The organism is Veillonella sp. HPA0037, from assembly GCF_000411535.1.
Taxonomy (GTDB): Bacteria; Bacillota; Negativicutes; order Veillonellales; family Veillonellaceae; genus Veillonella; species Veillonella atypica.
On record NZ_KE150483.1, the window covers coordinates 1263933 to 1281866 of the forward strand.

Here is a 17934-nt window from a genome sequence, read left to right on the forward strand (position 1 = left end):
ATTACATACTATAAATATTTTGTGCCATAGATACCATTGCTCGAGTCATAAATTGAGAATAACTCATGACCTGCGAGGAATCTACAAGGTACACACGACGATTGGCGATGGCCTTAACGCCCTGCAAAGCAGGATCAGAGTAAAGCTGCTCTGCCGTTGCTGGCGTAGTGCCATCTGATGTATAGGCCACAGAAGGAATAAAAATGATATCAGGGTTAGATTTTATTAAATCCTCTCTCGTCCCATTATCAAAAGGGCCTAATCCTATTTGAGCGGCCGCATTGGTTACCTTCAAATAGTTACACATATCATCAAAGGTTGAACCCTTGCCGCCTGTTAAACCAAATTGGGAATAAAACGCTACCAAAGGACGTTCTCCACTATGCTTATTGGCCAATTCTTCTACAGTTTTCAAATCTGCATCCATGCTGGCAATCATGGATTCATCAGATGCATGTAATAGCCCAGCAATCTCATGAATAGTAGCTTTTGCTTCTTTTACCGTAGTAGGCGTTTTATATACATAAACAGGAATCTGCATATTGCGCATTTCCCCAATCGCATCTGGAGACATCCAATTGGGTACTAATACTAAATCTGGCTGTACTGAGAGCATGGACTCAGCAGATGCTTTCACATGTTTCTCTACCTTAGCCGACGCGTCGGGCACATTATTAGGTACCGTACCAACAGCGGCTACGCGGCTTGGATCAACCAAGGATAGGACTATATCCTCTGTGCTAGCAGCAATAGGAACGATGTGCTTAGGTTCAGTCGGCACCGTAACAACAGTGCCTGTGCCATCCGTCACCTGATGTGTAGCGCCCGTAGTTTCCAGCTGTTTAGGACCACAGCCGAACACCAGAAGTACCATCATGACTATGGTACATATAATAGATATTCTTTGTTTCATACTAACGACCTTCTATAACACCTTCTATGGAAATATATAAGGACTGCAAATTCTCTAGCATCTTTGGAGATGCATCCCAGTAGCCACGTTGAGCGGCTTCTAACAAAATTTCCGCAATGCGCTGCAAGGCCCACGGATTTACATCACGCATCCAGTCTTGCACCGTTGTATCTAAAGCATACTTGTTAGCATAACCTTCATAGACCCAGTCGGGCACTATATCGCTCGTCGCATCCCAACCAAAGCTATGGGATACTACATTGGACATATCCGATGCACCTTTGTAACCATGATTCATCATAGCTTGAATGAATTTCGGGTTTTGTGTTTCCCCTTGCACAACGCGACGCAGCTCATCCGACAAGGACCGCATCACAACGCGGCTACGGTCGGTGCTATCCCCCACATAGGCGCGAGGCGCACTGCCCTTTGCAGTCCGCACTGCTGCAATGAGACCACCATGATAGCTATAATAATCGTCAGCACTCAAAATATGAGTTTCCCGATTATCTTCATTCTTAATAGTCACATCCATGGTCGTTAATCGACGCTGGAATAGCCTCATATCCTGAGGAATATCCTGATGCAGGTGAAAGCTACTCCACTTGCTATACACTTGCGCAATATCTTCTACGGACTGCCAGTTTTTGCCTTCTATCAAAGCACCTACACCGGTGCCATAGGCCTGTGGCGGGTCACCGAAGATACGGAGTCGCGCCTTTTTAGTAGCCAACAAAGGATCCTCACCTTGCTCCACGAGCCACTCTACATCATCGTGAATATGCTTTTTCACATAGTTATCTTCTAGTGGTTCATCTAAGTCTGCCACCAGTTCAACAGCCTTGTCGAGCCAACTAATGGCAGTAGGCATCATATCTCGAATGAGGCCACTGATGCGCCCCATTACGTCGATACGAGGCCGTTGTAATTCTTCTAAAGGAATCACCTCTAGGCCTGAAATGCGACCATTGGACTGCCATTTAGGGCGAACGCCTAATAAATAAAGAAATTCCCCTAAACACTGGCCGTGACTTCTAGAGTTGCTACTAGCCCAGAGAATGATGCCTACCGTTTCAGGGTACCGTTGTTCATTTAAGATATAGTCAGCAATGACTTGGTCTGCCAAGTCTATCCCTAGCTGATAAGCAATCTTTGTGGGTAGTGCCCGTTCATCGAGGCCATAGAAGTTCCGCCCCGTAGGCAATACATCAACTTGACCGCTGGAAGGAGCCCCACCAGGGCCTGGTTCAACATATTTTCCCTGCAAGCCCTGCGAAATGGATATAATCTCATTCTTTGTTTGCCCTAATTTAGGTATGTACTCGCGCACAATGACTGCGGCCAAAGGCGCTAGCCGTTCTGGTACTGTATAATTTGGTGTATTCACCACATACCTTACAAACGCACGCAGTTCATTCCAAATTTGATCAATGATGTGACTATAACGAATCCCCTCGTTATTTACGTCCCCTGCATGTCGCTCTATATAGGACCAATCATAACCTAATTCTTCGGCTAAGATTTCAAGACCCGATGCAATATCCCCTTGTGGCGTCCGTACAATGGCGGTAATAAATTCCTCTAGATCTACACCTTCAGGTCCCTGCCCTAAAATGTGCAAGCCATTTCTCATCTGCATATGCTTTAGGTCGCTTAACTTTTCATGGACAGCTGTAATAAGATCGTCCATCTCCATCGTAGCGCCTTGTTCTTCATCGATGAGATGACACGCCATGGCTTTCTCTCGAATCACGTTCTCTATATCCGATACACTCTCAGGATGCTCTTGCTCAAAATGACTATGTTCATCGAGTAAGGCTTCTAGTTCTTCAAACTCATCATATAGACCAGCCGTCGTCATCGGTGGCGACAGATGCCCCACTAAACAAGCGGAGCTACGCCGCTTAGCTTGGATACCTTCACCAATAATAGTCGTCCAGTACGGGTAAATATTAGGTAACGAGGATATACCAATTTCAGGATAGCAACTAGCACTGAGGCCTGCTCCCTTACCTGGGAGCCATTCTAAGGAGCCATGGGTACCGACATGGATGACCGCATCCGCTTCAAATACAGTTCTTACCCAATGGTAAAAGGCCAAGTATTGATGCGGTGGTGGCAAACAGGGATCGTGGTAAATGGCAGATACATTCTCCCCAAAACCACGAGGTGGTTGCACTGTAATCCATAGATTCCCATTGGAAAATCCAGGGATAATAACCTCATCATCGTAGACGAATACATCTCTAGGCGCCGCGCCCCAAGACTCGATCATAGACTTTTGCGTATCTTCTGGCAGCGTTTCAAAATATGCTTTGTAATCAGCACTACTCAAACGCCCTTCTGCAGAAGCTAAGAGCTCATCAGTGAGCATAGACCTGTCATTCGTCATATGAGATGTGACTATATCCATCAACTCTGCACTCGTTTCTGGCACAGTATCTACGGTATAGCCCTCATCTTGCATACGCTGTAATAGTCGTCGTACCGATTCAGGTGTATCTAGACCTGCGGCGGATCCAATATTAGAGTTTTTAGGCGGATAGTTATGCAAAATAATGGCTACCTTTCGCTCCGATGCTGGAATATGTCGTAATTTAGACCATTTAATGGCCCGCTCTACAATAGCACCGATGCGTTCTTTTACAGGTAGATACACATAGTGACCACGCTCATCAAAGGTTTGACACGCCACGACGCCACCCTGAATGACGCCATCGAGCTCAGGTTGTGATATAGATAAATTCACGTCCAAAGGCGTCACGCCTTGCGGGTCCGCAGCCCAGGTTTTCTCATCCATGTATATGGTATAGCCCTGAATAATAGGCACATCCTGTAACTTTAATTCCTCCAAAGTTTGCGCCCCTAAGGACTGATAGGAGAATTTACAAGTATTTATGAGCACATCAAAGGGAAATACATCCTTACCAAAGAGATAGTTCATGGACAGCTTCATATTAGGAATGCCTACACGAGGATTCGAGCCATACTGCCCATAAAAAATAATCGGGTTGTACTGATGTTTATAAATCTCTTCGAATAAGGCCTGTTGATACTCAATATCCCCCATAATCCATTCGTCGCGATAGAAATACACCGCGATGGACGGCCAATCTGGATTTCCTTCGGCCTCCATGAACTCATCATAGGTTACGTAGATATTTCCATCGCGGCCCATGATGGCTTGCCACGGAATGTGATCAGGTTCCTCCCATTCGGAGATTGGTTTTGTACTGAAAGCACCGTTAATAAGGCGCACATAGTTCATGACGCCACTGGTGCGGCGATAGCTTTCAAGAAATCTCCGTTGATTTTCGTCTATATTGCGATAGAGAATATCTGTTTTCTTAGGCTCTACCACATCAATCCAATACTTAGGATGATGCGCATATAGCCAACGCTCTAGACGTTCTAAAAATGGCGAATCTAAGCCAACCCCCATATTCGTTACGAGAACGACATCTGCAGCGCGTAGGCGGCTTTCAAAATCCTCATCCCAAAGTGGCTGTTTTTTCATATTACAGATGTCCACCTCACCCTGTATTAATTCAGGATAGGTGGCAACAGCCTTTTCTATATATTGGATTTGTTTTCCTAAATTAGAAATATACATGAGACGACTCATGATCTACCTCCGCGATACTCGTAATATACCATCCGCCGTAATAGTATCCATGGCGTAATAACTGCCATTCATTAATTTACATAATTCCTTAGCAAGGCCTAGCTTGATAAAGCCCGTTTCCGTATCAATAACGATACAGTCTACAGGCAAGGTCCCAAGAATACGAGCCCATTGTTTGGCCTCTGCTACGGGATTCTCTAAGTCCCCCGACGTAGCACGTCCATCGGTGATACATATAATCTGAATGCGTTCTGCCCGATGGGCACGCAACAATCTATCGCACATGGTGTAGGCCATGCGTAAACCGTGAGCTAATGGCGTTTTACCACCTGTAGGCATAGAGGCTAATAGTCGCTCTGCCCGCTCTACGCTACGCGTGAACGGCAATAACACCTCTGCCGATTCCTTGCGAAAAGCAATGAGCCCTACTGAGTCACGGTGAATATAGGAATCACGCAAGAGGCTCAAAATAGCGGATTTCGTGGCCTCCATGCGATGACGCGCCGCCATAGAACCGCTCGCATCCACCACAAAGAGCTGATATGCGCCAACACGTTTTTCTCGAGCTTTACGGCGATAGTCCTGTGGTTTTATCACTATAGATAATCCCTTAGCTTCTTGTTGTTCTAATGGCAGAGACTGCGTAGATTGTGTTTCTTGTTCCACCTTAACAGCAGCTCGCAACCGTTGGTAGGGTGCTGCCGCTCGCAATGTATCGACTAAGGCCAAGTCCTCAAGAGCATGTTCATCTTGATAGGCTCGAATCATGCGGCCTCGAGTGTCCTTTGTTTTAGTCATGAGGCGACGACCAGAACCCTTACGATACTGGCGGTCTACCGTCTTATAAGACTGTAATTTCCAATGAAACATCTGGTTAGCTATACGGGCAACAGTATCAGGCAAAGATACAGAAGATAGCCCGTTAGATACATCAGCATCAGTGCTTCTTGAATCAGAACTATCAGGTTCCTTAGGGTTAGCGTCATTAGTGCCGCTAGTTTCTTCTTGATTAGCGTTGCCGAATACGTCTTGATTAGACGCTCCATCTTCGGTACCACTTATATCATTATTGGAATTATCTGATTCATTGGGATTGGATTCATCACCATTAGAATCTTCTCCACCCGAATTACTCGAGTTATCTACATCAGAGTCCTCTGCTATTTCAGTATTCTTCTGTAACTGATTTTGGTCGTTTGTACTGCTTCCATTATCCCCTTGTGATGATTGAGATTCTGATACTTCATCTCGCTTCATACGATGGGGCAAAACATATAAAGCGGCTCGGTCTGCATGGATGGGCTTGCAGTATGAGCTGCCATCTAGGATTGCTAACGATTTCATAACTTGCAGCAATACGTATTCTGCACCATGCCCTACAGTGCGTGCTTGTAGTGCATAGGATATGGCTAGTGAAAGCATAGCATCCGAAACAGCAATATTCTGAACTCGTTTAGTAGCTATGAGAGATAACATATCCTCAGCTGAAATAACATCTATTGAACTAGTTTCCTCCTCACATAAGGCATCGTCCAAGTCTGATTGATTACCCCCTGCTATAGATGCTTCACCACATAGGATTTCTTCTCGATTTTGTTGCAACACAGCTATACGAGATTCTAGTGTAGGTGCAGCCATAGATACATGCACATCGACGAGTTCCCACTCCGCATCATCTAGTGTTCTATCTTCATGATTGATAGTCATGATGAGCAGTATTTGACGTCGCTTCGCCTCTACTAATAAGGCATGACGAACCTCAGTTGATAGAACGTGCCCATCATCGACAACCCAACATCGAGTGCTAGTGTCATCTAAAAGACCTGCGGACATAATCATCTTGCCCTGCTCTAGGGACGCTTCAAAATCGATAGTCTCTTGTAATTGTGAATTTTCTACATAAATGGGTATCAAACGATAAGGGATTCGCCACGCCTCGAGGCACTGACGAAGGATATAACTTTTACCCACACCAGTACCACCAGAAATAACGAGAGTATGAATCTGATTGTTTACAAGGCCTATTTTGAGGGCCTCTTGCACAGATGTACCCATAATTAGCCCTCGAGCACTGCAGTTACCACTGCATCAATACGGTCTTCATCATGGCCTTGCTCTTCAAAAGGTAATCGACGTAACCGATGTTTCAATGTTAAACGGGCGGCCACCTTAAGGTCATCATCCGTAATTTGATATCGCCCGTGAAAGGCTGCATGAGCGCGAGCGGTGTGCATCATCGTAATATCTGGGCGATGACCATCAACGCCGACACCAATGCTGATGCTCGCAATTTTTAACAATACATCATCCGTTGGTGTGATACTCGATAACAACTGACGAGCTTGTAACAAACGTTCGCGCAAATCATGTTCTGACTCAGCATATGATTCAATAAAACTATCTGGATTGTCACCAAAGGCTAGACGGCGCTTGATAACCTCCATACGCTGTGCTGGATCATGTTCCCCATAGACCATGACGGATAGACCAAAGCGATCTAATAGTTGAGGTCTAAGGTCGCCTTCTTCTGGATTCATCGTGCCTACGAGGATAAAACGAGACGGATGGGAATGACTCACCCCTTCACGCTCTACCGTATTCACACCCATAGCAGCTACATCGAGTAAAATATCTACAATGTGGTCATCTAAGAGATTGACCTCATCTACATAGAGAATATTTTGATGGGCAGCCTGTAGAATACCCGGTTCAAAGGCTTTCACCCCGTCCTGTAAGGCCTTTTCTAAATTAATAGACCCTACCACACGATCCTCTGTCGCATTGATAGGTAATTCTACAACAGTCATTGCATCAGCCCCTAGTTCCATAGGAGGTAACAGATTCGCTAGTGCACGAACCGCCGTAGATTTAGCAGTGCCCTTTTCACCTTCAATTAATACACCACCAATGGATGGATTGATAGCATTGAGTAACAGGGCTAATTTCATGTCCTCTTGCCCCACAATAGCAGTAAATGGATATAACATAAGCCTAACCTCATTTAGGATAGAAACATCTTATTTCAACTCAAGACAGAACCTTTATTTCAACTCAGGATCGATAGATATGTCTGTACTACCACCTGTTTGTTTAAAGTCATCAATATTCGTAGTGCCCTTAGGGAATACGAATATTCGTTGTTGTTTAAAGTACGGATCATCATAGACCGCAGCAGATAAACGGAATGCGTTCCGTAAATTTTCCGCCGTCAACACATCTCTCGGCGTCCCTACATCTACAATGTGACCATCGCTTACTAAGACAAGCTTAGTGCAATATTTAGCAGCTAATTCTAAATCATGAACGACGATTAGAATCGTTTTGCCTTCGTCGCATAATCGACGCCCTTCGTGAAAGATATCATCGGCGTACACCAAATCGAGGGCTGCTGTCGGTTCATCTAGTAACAACACCTCGGTTTGTTGTGCTAGTGCCTTCGCTAGGAATACCCGTTGTCGTTCACCACCACTAAGGTTTTGCACAGACCGATGTCGCAGGTGATACACGCCTACCTCTTTCATCGCTTTTTCCACAATGGCCTTATCGTCTGGGCCTTCTTGTTGCCACCATTTTAAATAAGGATAGCGTGCTGTCATTACAATATCGATGGCTTCATAATCAAAAGAAACGTTGACGGACTGTTGCATATATGCCACATGATGAGCAATTTCCTTATCGCTTAAGGAAGCGATGCTTTTACCATCCCACAAAACCTGACCACCAGAGATAGGATACAGGCCGCGCAAGGTCTTTAATAGCGTCGTTTTACCAGAACCATTAGGGCCGATAATGCCAACGAATTCACCACTATCAATAGAAAAGGACGCGTCCTTTAGAATAGCGTTTTCCCCTAATGTAACAGATAGGGATTGAACATCTAATTTCATTAGGCTCCTCCTTTACTACGCAAACGATGAAGCAAATATAAGAAATATGGTGCCCCTAAGAGAGCGGTCATGATGCCAACGCGAATTTCAATAGGTTGTGCTATAACGCGCCCCAATGTATCACAAAATACGAGGAATAATGCCCCTCCAACGGCCGCCATAGGCAACAGTATCCGGTGATCAGGTCCTACCAAGAGGCGTACAATATGAGGGACCACAAGGCCTACAAAGCCAATGGAACCACTGACGCATACGGCAGTAGCCGTAACCACAGATGATAAGAACAGGAACAACATACGATATGCCATAACAGGTAAGCCCAAAGCACGAGCCTCAGTATCACCCAAAACGAGCACATTAAGATGACGGCCAAGCATCATCAAAATAATGCTGCCTGTCACGATAGGCCCTACTGCTAGTGCCACATGATCCCAACGACGGAAATCAAGGCCACCGACCATCCAGAATAGGAATTCACGCAATCGGTATTCGTTGATCATCGTCAAAATGCCGGATGTAAAAGCACCGAGTAACATGCTAACAGCAACGCCAGCCAGTAATAAGGTCGTCGTATCTAATTTATTATTGCGCAAGGTTAAAATAATAGTGATCCCCACAGATACAAAAGCCCCAATAAAGGCAAAAGCAGGCATATAAAACATGCCAAGAGATGTTACGCCGAGAGCAATGGCGATAACCGCACCAAGAGATGCCCCTGCGGATACACCCATAATACCAGGGTCTGCCAATGGATTCGAAAAAACACCTTGCATAACGGCACCAGACAATGCGAGTGCACCGCCTACGAGAAGGCCAATGATGAGGCGTGGCATGCGGATAAACCACAATACCGCCTCTTGTTCAGCTGTAATAGGCTCCGTAAAATGTACCGGTATGCCCATACCATTTAAAATACTTTGCATTCCCCCACCGATAGGGATCATAATCGTCCCTACATGGAGCGCTAGTAAGCTCACAATACACAGCAATACACCAATTATGGCAATTGCCACGATTCGTTGTTTCTGTTTAGTCATGAGAATTCCTTTCTAACTGAGGATACACAGTATGCATAATAGCTAGCATCGCCTCACCAATGTGTTGATTCATTGTATATAAGTACGCCGCTGGCAAGGCTTTCACACGGTTTTCTCGTATAGCCGGCATATTTTGAAAGGCCGGATTATCAAGATATCGACTAGCTAAATTCTTATCCATGCCCTTATAGGACGGAATAAATATATAATCTGGATCCATAGCTAACACGCGTTCATCCCCAAAGGGTGTCCGTGGCGGTAAACCGAGGAGATTCGGCGCATTATAGATACTCATGTATTTACACATATCATCAAACAGGCTGTCCGTTCCCGTGTATCCATCCATGGATGATACGAAGAGAACGCTTTTACGTTCCTCTGGTGCAATCGATTCACTAAGGCGTTTCATCTCAGCTAATTCACGTCGAATCTTCTGTTCATAAAACTGCCCCTTTTCATCTTCCCCCACAATATGAGCAATGTCCGTCACATTCTTAATCACCGACTCCACCGTAGTTCCAGTTGGCACTACAACAGTAGGTATGCCCATATGGCGTAAGCCTTCAATAACATCTGCGCTCGTATAATCAGGCGCTATGACAAGATCGGGGTCCAAGGCGATGATTTTCTCTAACGGATAGGAACTCATAACAGGTTTGACCAACTTGGCACGCTTCGCCTCTAAAGAATACTCCTCATAGGTAGACAATTTATTAATACCCACCAAACGATTCGGTTCTACCAGACCTAATAGGATCGTATCCGATGCAGAAGACAATGCCAAAATACGCTTCGGATGTTCAGGCACCGCTACGCGAACCCCATCATAACTTTCAACATAACGCGCATGAGGTATCACCTGAGATTCCTCTTGAGGACCGCACCCCGTTACAACTACAAAAAGGAGTATCACCAAACATATAAGATACGCAATGCTCTTGTTCATGATGATACTCCTTGTATAGTTCTAATAGAGAATTATAGTAATCTAGAATTTTTGTGTGTAGCTGAGTTGATAATTAAATGGCTCATCCCAATATTCCCAATCACCGTTGGAAATAACATTGTGGCGATTCAATAAATTACGTGCATCGAGTCGTACAGAAGAATTTTCATTGAACTGATACCCTACATACGCATTCCACGCTACAAGATTTGGATTGATGCCGCCGTCGCGGTTCTTCATCCGTTTTGTTACAAAATTGATGCTAGATCCAGCGGTCCAAGTGGAACTATTGTAATGAATGCCCCCTGTAAATTGTAATTTTGGATTAGCTTGGTTCCAGTAGTTTTTGTCGATTTCCATTTGCTTTGGATTCGAATAGGATGCACCGATGGACATCTTTAATCGGTCCGTCAACTTGCGACCATATTCGGCTTCAATGCCCACATTTCTATAGCGACCACCATTGACGCGAATCGTATTGCGGCCATTGCTATCTGGTTTCCAAGAGAAGAAATTCTTGAAATTCATATAGAACGCAGCTACTTTCCAACTATCTTTATCGGTAATGTGCTTGTAGCCCAATTCATAGTTCCAACCTTCTTCAGGCTTCAAATTGCGCCCGCTAACCGATTGATATTGTCGGTTTACCGTTTTAAATGTATCGCTTAGATTAGGCATGGTAAAAGCTTTGCCTACATTCATATATACAGAGGATTCTTTATTGATACGGTGATTCAATTGGAATTGTGGTGTCAACACATGTTGATTCTTTACAGGATCCTTGATGTCCGTATACCGCAATCCAACAACGGTACTCCATGTAGGATTGATTTGATAGGAATAACTACCATAAAAATCTAAGCTATGACGATGAGGACTTGCATATACAGGACCTGATGTAGTGCGGTACGTTTCACGTTTACCCAATACACCGGCAATTAGATAATCCTTACCACCTCTAAAATCCCATTCGTGTTGTACATCAAAACCATATTGACGAGCAATATAGTTACTATCATTAGATGTATAGGATGGAAGACTATGTTTACGATTTTTTCCCTTCAAATCTCGATCATTATAGAAGAGTGTGCCCGTCGTATTTCCATCCTTATAAATCAAGGACGCATTGTTCTTAGAATCATCATATGCATATGTTGTAGAGTGGCGATTGCGATTCGTCGCATTGCTTTCAGTACTCAACTGAGCATAGGCCGATTTACCTTCAAAGCGGCTAAAGTTCAATGTTACCTTGTCGCTCAATTTGCCGCTCATAAATATACCTAAGGAATTCCCCTTATCCCGTGCTGTATAGTATTCATACCCACGAGGGTGACTCACCGAATCTGTACGAACTGGTGTAGACGGATCTTGTTTACCAAAGAATCCCCGTTCTATACCAATCAAGAAACGCGGCGTGCCGTAGTTGATTTTATAGGTTTGACTACCCATATTGCCTACTCCAATAGTAGCAGAGCCACCTTCTTTAGTAGGTGTTTTAGTAATGACATTAACAACGCCGCTCATCGCATCAGAACCATATAAAGCAGAAGCGGCGCCTTTCAACACTTCGATACGGGCGATAGAACCTGTTGGAATAGAGCTAAGACCACCCTTACCATTAAGGTTCATCGGTACGCCATTGACGAGAATGAGTGAACCTCGTTCTAATCCACGAATATTGACCCGACTATCCATGGCACCATATTCAAGGCCAGATGCACCATAGGAGAAAGATGTAATACCAGGCACCATGTTCACCGCATCAAAGGCATTTTTAGCACCGCTATTCATGATATCTTTGTCCGTAATAACATCCATCGCTGCCGGCGTATCTAGGTTCAACAACGCCATCCGATTAGCTGTTACATTAATGACATGGCTTTCAGGTGCGCCATTTACTTCAGTAGATGCTGCCGTAGTAGGAGTATCTGCCGTAGCCGTTACATCCGCTGCATATGCATGCACAGATAATCCCATCAAAGCCAATCCTATAAGTACAGAAGTCCGTCGTTTCTTAAGAGTGTTCATAACAAATCCCTCGTAATACACACTAATTATTCATAAAAACTACATAATTGTATTATTACACATTTAAAAGGACTGCACAAAACCCATACCCCCTATCAGTACTGGATTTTATATAAATCTCTACAAATAAATATTAGAACTTTTGTGTATAACTCAATTCATATGTGAATGGGTCACCCCAGTATTCATAATCCCCATTGGTGATAACGTTGTGACGGTCTAACAAATTGCGTGCATCTAGACGAAGTGTTGCATCTTTATTGAAATGATAGCCTACGTATGCATTCCAAAGGGCAATATTAGGGTTTAAGCCACCATCTCGATTGCGCAACCGTTTGGTAACAAAGCTAAAGGATGTGCCTGCTTCCCACGTTGGGCTTTCATAGCGAATGCCTGTAGTGAATTGCAATTTAGGGGCCGCTTGTTTCCAATAATTTTCATTCATTTCCTTTTGTCTTGGATTAGAATAGGAACCACTCACGTTCCATTTGAGGCGGTCGGATAAACGTCTACCATATTCGGCTTCGATGCCCACGTTACGGAATTTCCCGCCATTTACGCGCACCAAAGGTCGACCATTTGCATCCGGTTGCCATTGGAAGAAGTTTTTGAAATCCATATAGAACACATCAACCTTCCAATCATCCTTTTTGTTAATCCGCTTGTACCCAATTTCATAGTTCCAACCCTCTTCTGGTTTGAGATTTTTGCTGCTTACCGCTGTATACCGACGGCTAACGCTGCGGAATGTATCGCTCAAGCTAGGCATTGTGAAAGCTTTCCCTACGTTCACATACATGGAGGATTGTTTATTGATAGAGTGCAACAATTGGAATTGAGGAGTCAATACATGCTGATCTTTAATTGGATCATCGATTACGGTATAACGCAATCCTAAAATGGACGTCCATTTAGGATTGATTTCATAAGAATAACTACCATATACGGCATAACTATTGCGTTTCGGATGGATATACACAGGTACAGCCGTTGCATGATAGATTTCTTGTTTACCCGTAACACCTGCGATTAAATAGTCCTTACCATCTCTAAAATCCCATTCATGCTGTACATCAAAACCATATTGACGTGCGCGATAGCTTGTTTCAGTTGCCTTAACTTGGGACGTATTGTGCACCCGGCTCGTACCACGCATCGTACGGTCATTATAAAACAAGGTTCCGGTAGTCCCCTTGTCCTTATAAATTAAGGATGCATTATTGCGGTCATCCTTATAGTTATACGTTGTAGAATGTCTTGCTTGGTTAACAGGATTCGTTTCCGTACTGATTAGGCCAAAAGAAGATTTACTTTCAGCGCGGTTGAAATTCAAGGTTACCTTATCTGAAAGCTTACCGCTCATAAATAGACCCAACGAATTGCCCTTATTGCGAGTACTATAGTAATCGTAATGTTTAGTACCGGCATAATCGTAGCGAACCGGTGTAGATGGGTCCTGTGTGCCCCAGTATTTTCGATCGATGCCAACGATAAATCTATCGGTTCCATAAGTCACATCGTAGCGTTTAGCCCCCTCATTGCCTACGGCAACCGTAGCAGAACCGCCCTCTGTAGATGGGGTCTTAGTAATGACATTAATAACGCCACCTAATGCCTCTGCACCATACAATGTAGAAGCGGCGCCTTTCACCACCTCGATACGTTTTATAGCACTCGTAGGAATAGAACCGAGACCGCCCTTACCATTGAGATTCATAGGCACGCCATTGACGAGAACAAGGGCCCCTCGATCAAGTCCACGTATATTCGTACGGCTATCCATGCCGCCAAAATCGGCACCACCGGCACCGTAGGAATTAATTGTCACCCCTGGCACCGTAGCGACCGCATCAAAGGCAGTGGTAGCACCACTATTTTTTAAATCCTCAGGTGTGATTACATTCATCGCTACAGGTGTGTCCAAATCTAGGAGGGCTGTGCGATTAGCGGTAACATTGATTACATTGGACGACTCTTGATTCTGATTAGTTGTCATATCTACCGCATAACCATTTACACTCATACTAAGTAACGCCATCATTGTGGCCACATATACACGTTTATTCATTTCATTCATCATCCTCTATGTTTTATTAAAACTATGTTAATTCTGTTAATTTGTAGCCTCCGAACTACAGTGGGAATTTGGTTGTAGGGGATATGAACCTTCTCATATCCCCTATATAAACTGTAATCCATTTAATTCAATTTAGGCTCATTCAAAATATAATCATTATTCAAATTCATATCTTATATAAAAAACGTCTGATTTAGGTTCTCCGGTCGTATTTGTAGCACCACCGGACCTAGCCGCCAGTGCCAATGCATCATTATCAAGAAGGCTAGAACCACTACTCCTCTCAATTTCAGCCCTTACATAATTACCTTCGCCATCAAAATAAACCCTAATGGTGACTGTCCCTGTAATACCTCTTCGTACAGCTTGTGCTGGCATGACTTTATTGGCATCTAAACTAGCACGATAACCGGAAACATCAAAGTATCCCGAACCTTCCGTATCACTAGTCCCAGGATTGCCGCTCTGTGTACCAGGGCCGTCATTTGCTTTACCACCATTGCCAACGGGGCCACCACCCGGACCTGATGTATCACCATCGCCGGGAACACCCACTGGATTATCTGTATTCCCATGTAGATTTACACTAGCCGCTTCATCGCCACCTAGATAAGGGTTAAGATTTTGCAAGCCCGGTGTCGGTTTTCCCGATAAATCCGGTAATACACTACCTGACTTACCACCCGCAGCATTTTCTTTATCATCAGAGACAATTTTCTCTTGCTGTTTCTTCTCCTGCTCAGGGGGTTCCGGTTGCACCATGTCAAGATTGATGACCAAATCTTTCTTTGGCGTTTCTGGTGGTTTTAAATGGCCGAACAAATCGCCTACAACACCCCAATATGCTAAGTTGACCACCAATGCAGCGATAAAAGGAATGCCATATCGTTTACTCACCATATGATCACTTCCGTTCTGTCGCTACGCTGACAAATCGAGCACCACTCATCTTGAGATTATCCAAAATGCTAATAACATCCTTATACGCAATATCTTCAGATGCACGGACGATAAAAGCTTGTTGTGGTTCCTTCGCAACGATGCCTTGAATTTCATTGCCCAAATCATCAGGTCTAATTTCACGTTCGTTCAAATACATCTTATGAGTAGCTGTGAGCGAAATCGTAATCGGCTCAATCGTTTTTGCCGTTGATGCAGAGGCCTTTGGCAAATTGAGCGGAATTTGTTCCTCTGTATTCATATATAACGTACTCATCATGAAAAATACGAGCAAGAAAAATACAATATCAATCATAGGTATAATCATGATGGTAGGTTCTTTTTGTATCCCTACTGAACTACGTTTCATCGTTGACTCCTAATATATAAATCCAAGATAGAACCTAAGCGTTGTTCCAATTTTGCAATATCATAATTTACTTTACTTGTGCACCAGCTGTGGATAGCTAATGCTACGATGGCTACTGAAAGCCCTGTAGCAGTCGCAATCAACGCTTCGGATACACCACCAGTAATAACGGTAGGGGCACCGATATCGCCACCAACAGCAGCGAATGAGCGAATCATACCGACTACAGTACCCAATAGACCTAGTAATGGAGCCATAGTAACCATCATGCTGAGCCAGTTAAGACCGCGTTTTAAACGTTCATCCATATACCCTACTACATCATGAAGGCGGTTTTCTAAGCCTTCAAAGTTATATACGGAATCAACAATCGGTGTTACAAATTGACTAAGCGCATCATCATTATTCTTAATCGCTTGTTCTAATGCAATCCAATCATTCGCATTACGACCTGCTTCAATGCTATCTGCTAATTGTTGAATTTCAGTGTCAATGCGACGATACATACGAATTCGCTCAAATAAAATCGTACATGCTGCCAACATAAATAAAACTAGCGGATACATGACTACGCCACCCGCATTAAAAAGATGAATTGCATACTCCATAATAACCTCCTCAAACTTATAATTATAAATTTGTACTCTACTGCGTATAAAACACAAATGTAATCTGTATTAATCGTTATATTACGATTAACACTAAGTTATTTTATTATTTCATAAACAAATACGTAGCACAATAAACCTATACCCTGTATAGGTATGATATTTTACTCTATGTATTTTTATAATTACTAATTTCTCTATTGAATACATACATTTGTCTATTATATAAAAACACTAATAATTCTCATGCTAAAAATTATTTATCTGCTCTCAATACATATAAAAAAAAGCAGTCTATAGAAATGTTTTCTATAGACTGCCTATACAGATATTATCTAAATTCTTAGCATACTAAGAGGCTGAACATAATACCTCTATCAAGTACATATTTATTAATTCTATACAATTTTATGAATATTATTCATACCTGCATAACCATTCGTTTAAACTATCCTATGACACCGTTATATCATCATACTAAAACTTATGTATATGCATCCTCTCGCTACGAAATAATGATACTTAAACAGTATCTTACTTATCAATACACTATCTTGCATACACCACTTGAGCTATTGTATAAATACCTCGTCCAATATGGTAACTCTTGGCCAACAGGGCATCCGTAGACACGATGGCTACCTTTTTGTTTTTAATAGCTTTCAAATTTGCCAATGCAGGGTCATTATAGTAATTGGCATAGATTGCATCGCGATTATAATCCGGTGCATGTATGTCCATCGGTACAATGATAACATCAGGGTCGGCCTTAATAAGGTCTGCCTTTGTACCAAAGTAAGATTGTTTCACTCCGCTCTTAGCAGCTGCATTATCTACGCCCACATAGGTGAGCATATCGGCGATCAAGGTTTTCGGTTTACCATATAATCCGTTTTCATTATACACAGCAACGGTCTGCTTTGGATCGTCGCGGTGCGCAAAACGAAGCGATTCTGTATCGCGGATGTAGTTCATCATCGTCGCTATGAGGCTGTCCGCCTTGCTTTCACGGCCTAGTAATTTACCTACATTACGCGTCTGGTCCTCTACGTCTTTCACAGTCGCAGGCGCTCTTAATAATGCTACCTTAACGCCCTTTTCTCGCAATGGACTAACGAGTTCTATGGATTCAGCGCCATCTTCAATGATAACAATATCTGGCTTTAACGCCACAATAGCATTCACATCAGGCGCCACCCGTTGCTTAACGGTATTAGTCACTTGATACGGTGCTGCGGTAGTAGCCACTACGGAATCACCGGCCAATTCGCTCACCAAATCCGCCACATTAGGCCCTACGGCGACGATACGCTCTGCCTTATGATCTAATGTAACCGTTGTACTGGTTCCATCCACCATCATATAGTGCCCGTGAGAGCTTAATATGCCGAATAGGCCCCCACTTGTAAAGTTTTGCCAAGAACGGTACATACCAAGAGCTGCTACCACCAGCCCGACAATACAAATAGCCAAAACAATCATCAAACGACGTAATTGCATAAGC

At 43.5% G+C, this 17934-nt stretch carries 12 protein-coding genes and 1 pseudogene; all 13 read right to left on the reverse strand.

From position 1 onward, the window contains the following. Position 1: 1 nt before the first annotated feature. A complete protein-coding gene (locus tag HMPREF1477_RS05910; protein ID WP_016476186.1) occupies positions 2 to 913 on the reverse strand; it encodes an ABC transporter substrate-binding protein in 912 nt (303 codons plus the stop codon). A 1-nt stretch (position 914) separates the two neighbouring features. Then, complete coding sequence (gene cobN / locus HMPREF1477_RS05915; RefSeq protein WP_016476187.1) at positions 915 to 4538, reverse strand: cobaltochelatase subunit CobN; 3624 nt, start codon at positions 4536 to 4538, stop codon at positions 915 to 917. A 3-nt stretch (positions 4539 to 4541) separates the two neighbouring features. Further along, complete coding sequence (locus tag HMPREF1477_RS05920; protein WP_016476188.1) at positions 4542 to 6593, reverse strand: VWA domain-containing protein; 2052 nt, start codon at positions 6591 to 6593, stop codon at positions 4542 to 4544. Between the two features lie 2 nt (positions 6594 to 6595). Beyond that, entirely contained in the window at positions 6596 to 7525 is a 930-nt protein-coding gene (locus tag HMPREF1477_RS05925) for an ATP-binding protein (protein WP_016476189.1), read from the reverse strand. A gap of 54 nt (positions 7526 to 7579) precedes the next feature. Further along, positions 7580 to 8365: pseudogene (locus HMPREF1477_RS05930) on the reverse strand (ABC transporter ATP-binding protein); the annotation flags it as partial. Positions 8366 to 8424: 59 nt separating this feature from the next. Beyond that, the gene (locus HMPREF1477_RS05935) at positions 8425 to 9462 is read right to left on the reverse strand and encodes an iron ABC transporter permease (RefSeq protein WP_016476191.1); all 1038 of its coding nucleotides are present in this window, start codon (positions 9460 to 9462) and stop codon (positions 8425 to 8427) included. Then, on the reverse strand, positions 9455 to 10408 hold the full coding sequence (locus tag HMPREF1477_RS05940) for an ABC transporter substrate-binding protein (protein ID WP_016476192.1): 954 nt from the start codon (positions 10406 to 10408) through the stop codon (positions 9455 to 9457). Before HMPREF1477_RS05940 ends, HMPREF1477_RS05935 begins: the two co-directional genes overlap by 8 nt. 42 nt (positions 10409 to 10450) lie before the next feature. Then, positions 10451 to 12436: a TonB-dependent siderophore receptor gene (locus HMPREF1477_RS05945; protein WP_016476193.1), complete on the reverse strand. Its 1986-nt coding sequence runs from the start codon at positions 12434 to 12436 to the stop codon at positions 10451 to 10453. 133 nt (positions 12437 to 12569) lie between these two features. Further along, positions 12570 to 14516 (reverse strand): TonB-dependent receptor, encoded by a 1947-nt coding sequence (locus HMPREF1477_RS05950; protein ID WP_038148095.1) that lies wholly within the window; start codon positions 14514 to 14516, stop codon positions 12570 to 12572. A 153-nt stretch (positions 14517 to 14669) separates the two neighbouring features. Next, positions 14670 to 15413 (reverse strand): energy transducer TonB, encoded by a 744-nt coding sequence (locus tag HMPREF1477_RS05955; protein ID WP_016476195.1) that lies wholly within the window; start codon positions 15411 to 15413, stop codon positions 14670 to 14672. Positions 15414 to 15417: 4 nt separating this feature from the next. After that, positions 15418 to 15822, reverse strand: a complete 405-nt coding sequence (locus HMPREF1477_RS05960; RefSeq protein WP_005376414.1) for a biopolymer transporter ExbD — start codon at positions 15820 to 15822, stop codon at positions 15418 to 15420. Next, positions 15819 to 16430, reverse strand: a complete 612-nt coding sequence (locus HMPREF1477_RS05965) for a MotA/TolQ/ExbB proton channel family protein (RefSeq protein WP_016476196.1) — start codon at positions 16428 to 16430, stop codon at positions 15819 to 15821. Before HMPREF1477_RS05965 ends, HMPREF1477_RS05960 begins: the two co-directional genes overlap by 4 nt. 549 nt (positions 16431 to 16979) lie before the next feature. Further along, positions 16980 to 17930, reverse strand: coding sequence for an ABC transporter substrate-binding protein (locus HMPREF1477_RS05970; RefSeq protein ID WP_016476197.1), 951 nt, complete (start codon positions 17928 to 17930; stop codon positions 16980 to 16982). Positions 17931 to 17934: the final 4 nt, after the last annotated feature.

Excerpts from the sequence above, each read along its gene's own strand:
- HMPREF1477_RS05955 (WP_016476195.1), bottom strand. The coding sequence starts at position 15,413 with ATGGTGAGTAAACGATATGGCATTCCTTTTATCGCTGCATTGGTGGTC.
- HMPREF1477_RS05920 (WP_016476188.1), bottom strand. The coding sequence starts at position 6,593 with ATGGGTACATCTGTGCAAGAGGCCCTCAAAATAGGCCTTGTAAACAAT.
- HMPREF1477_RS05935 (WP_016476191.1), bottom strand. The coding sequence starts at position 9,462 with ATGACTAAACAGAAACAACGAATCGTGGCAATTGCCATAATTGGTGTA.
- HMPREF1477_RS05970 (WP_016476197.1), bottom strand. The coding sequence starts at position 17,930 with ATGCAATTACGTCGTTTGATGATTGTTTTGGCTATTTGTATTGTCGGG.
- HMPREF1477_RS05925 (WP_016476189.1), bottom strand. The coding sequence starts at position 7,525 with ATGTTATATCCATTTACTGCTATTGTGGGGCAAGAGGACATGAAATTA.
- HMPREF1477_RS05945 (WP_016476193.1), bottom strand. The coding sequence starts at position 12,436 with ATGAACACTCTTAAGAAACGACGGACTTCTGTACTTATAGGATTGGCT.
- cobN (WP_016476187.1), bottom strand. The coding sequence starts at position 4,538 with ATGAGTCGTCTCATGTATATTTCTAATTTAGGAAAACAAATCCAATAT.
- HMPREF1477_RS05965 (WP_016476196.1), bottom strand. The coding sequence starts at position 16,430 with ATGGAGTATGCAATTCATCTTTTTAATGCGGGTGGCGTAGTCATGTAT.
- HMPREF1477_RS05910 (WP_016476186.1), bottom strand. The coding sequence starts at position 913 with ATGAAACAAAGAATATCTATTATATGTACCATAGTCATGATGGTACTT.
- HMPREF1477_RS05940 (WP_016476192.1), bottom strand. The coding sequence starts at position 10,408 with ATGAACAAGAGCATTGCGTATCTTATATGTTTGGTGATACTCCTTTTT.
- HMPREF1477_RS05950 (WP_038148095.1), bottom strand. The coding sequence starts at position 14,516 with ATGATGAATGAAATGAATAAACGTGTATATGTGGCCACAATGATGGCG.
- HMPREF1477_RS05960 (WP_005376414.1), bottom strand. The coding sequence starts at position 15,822 with ATGAAACGTAGTTCAGTAGGGATACAAAAAGAACCTACCATCATGATT.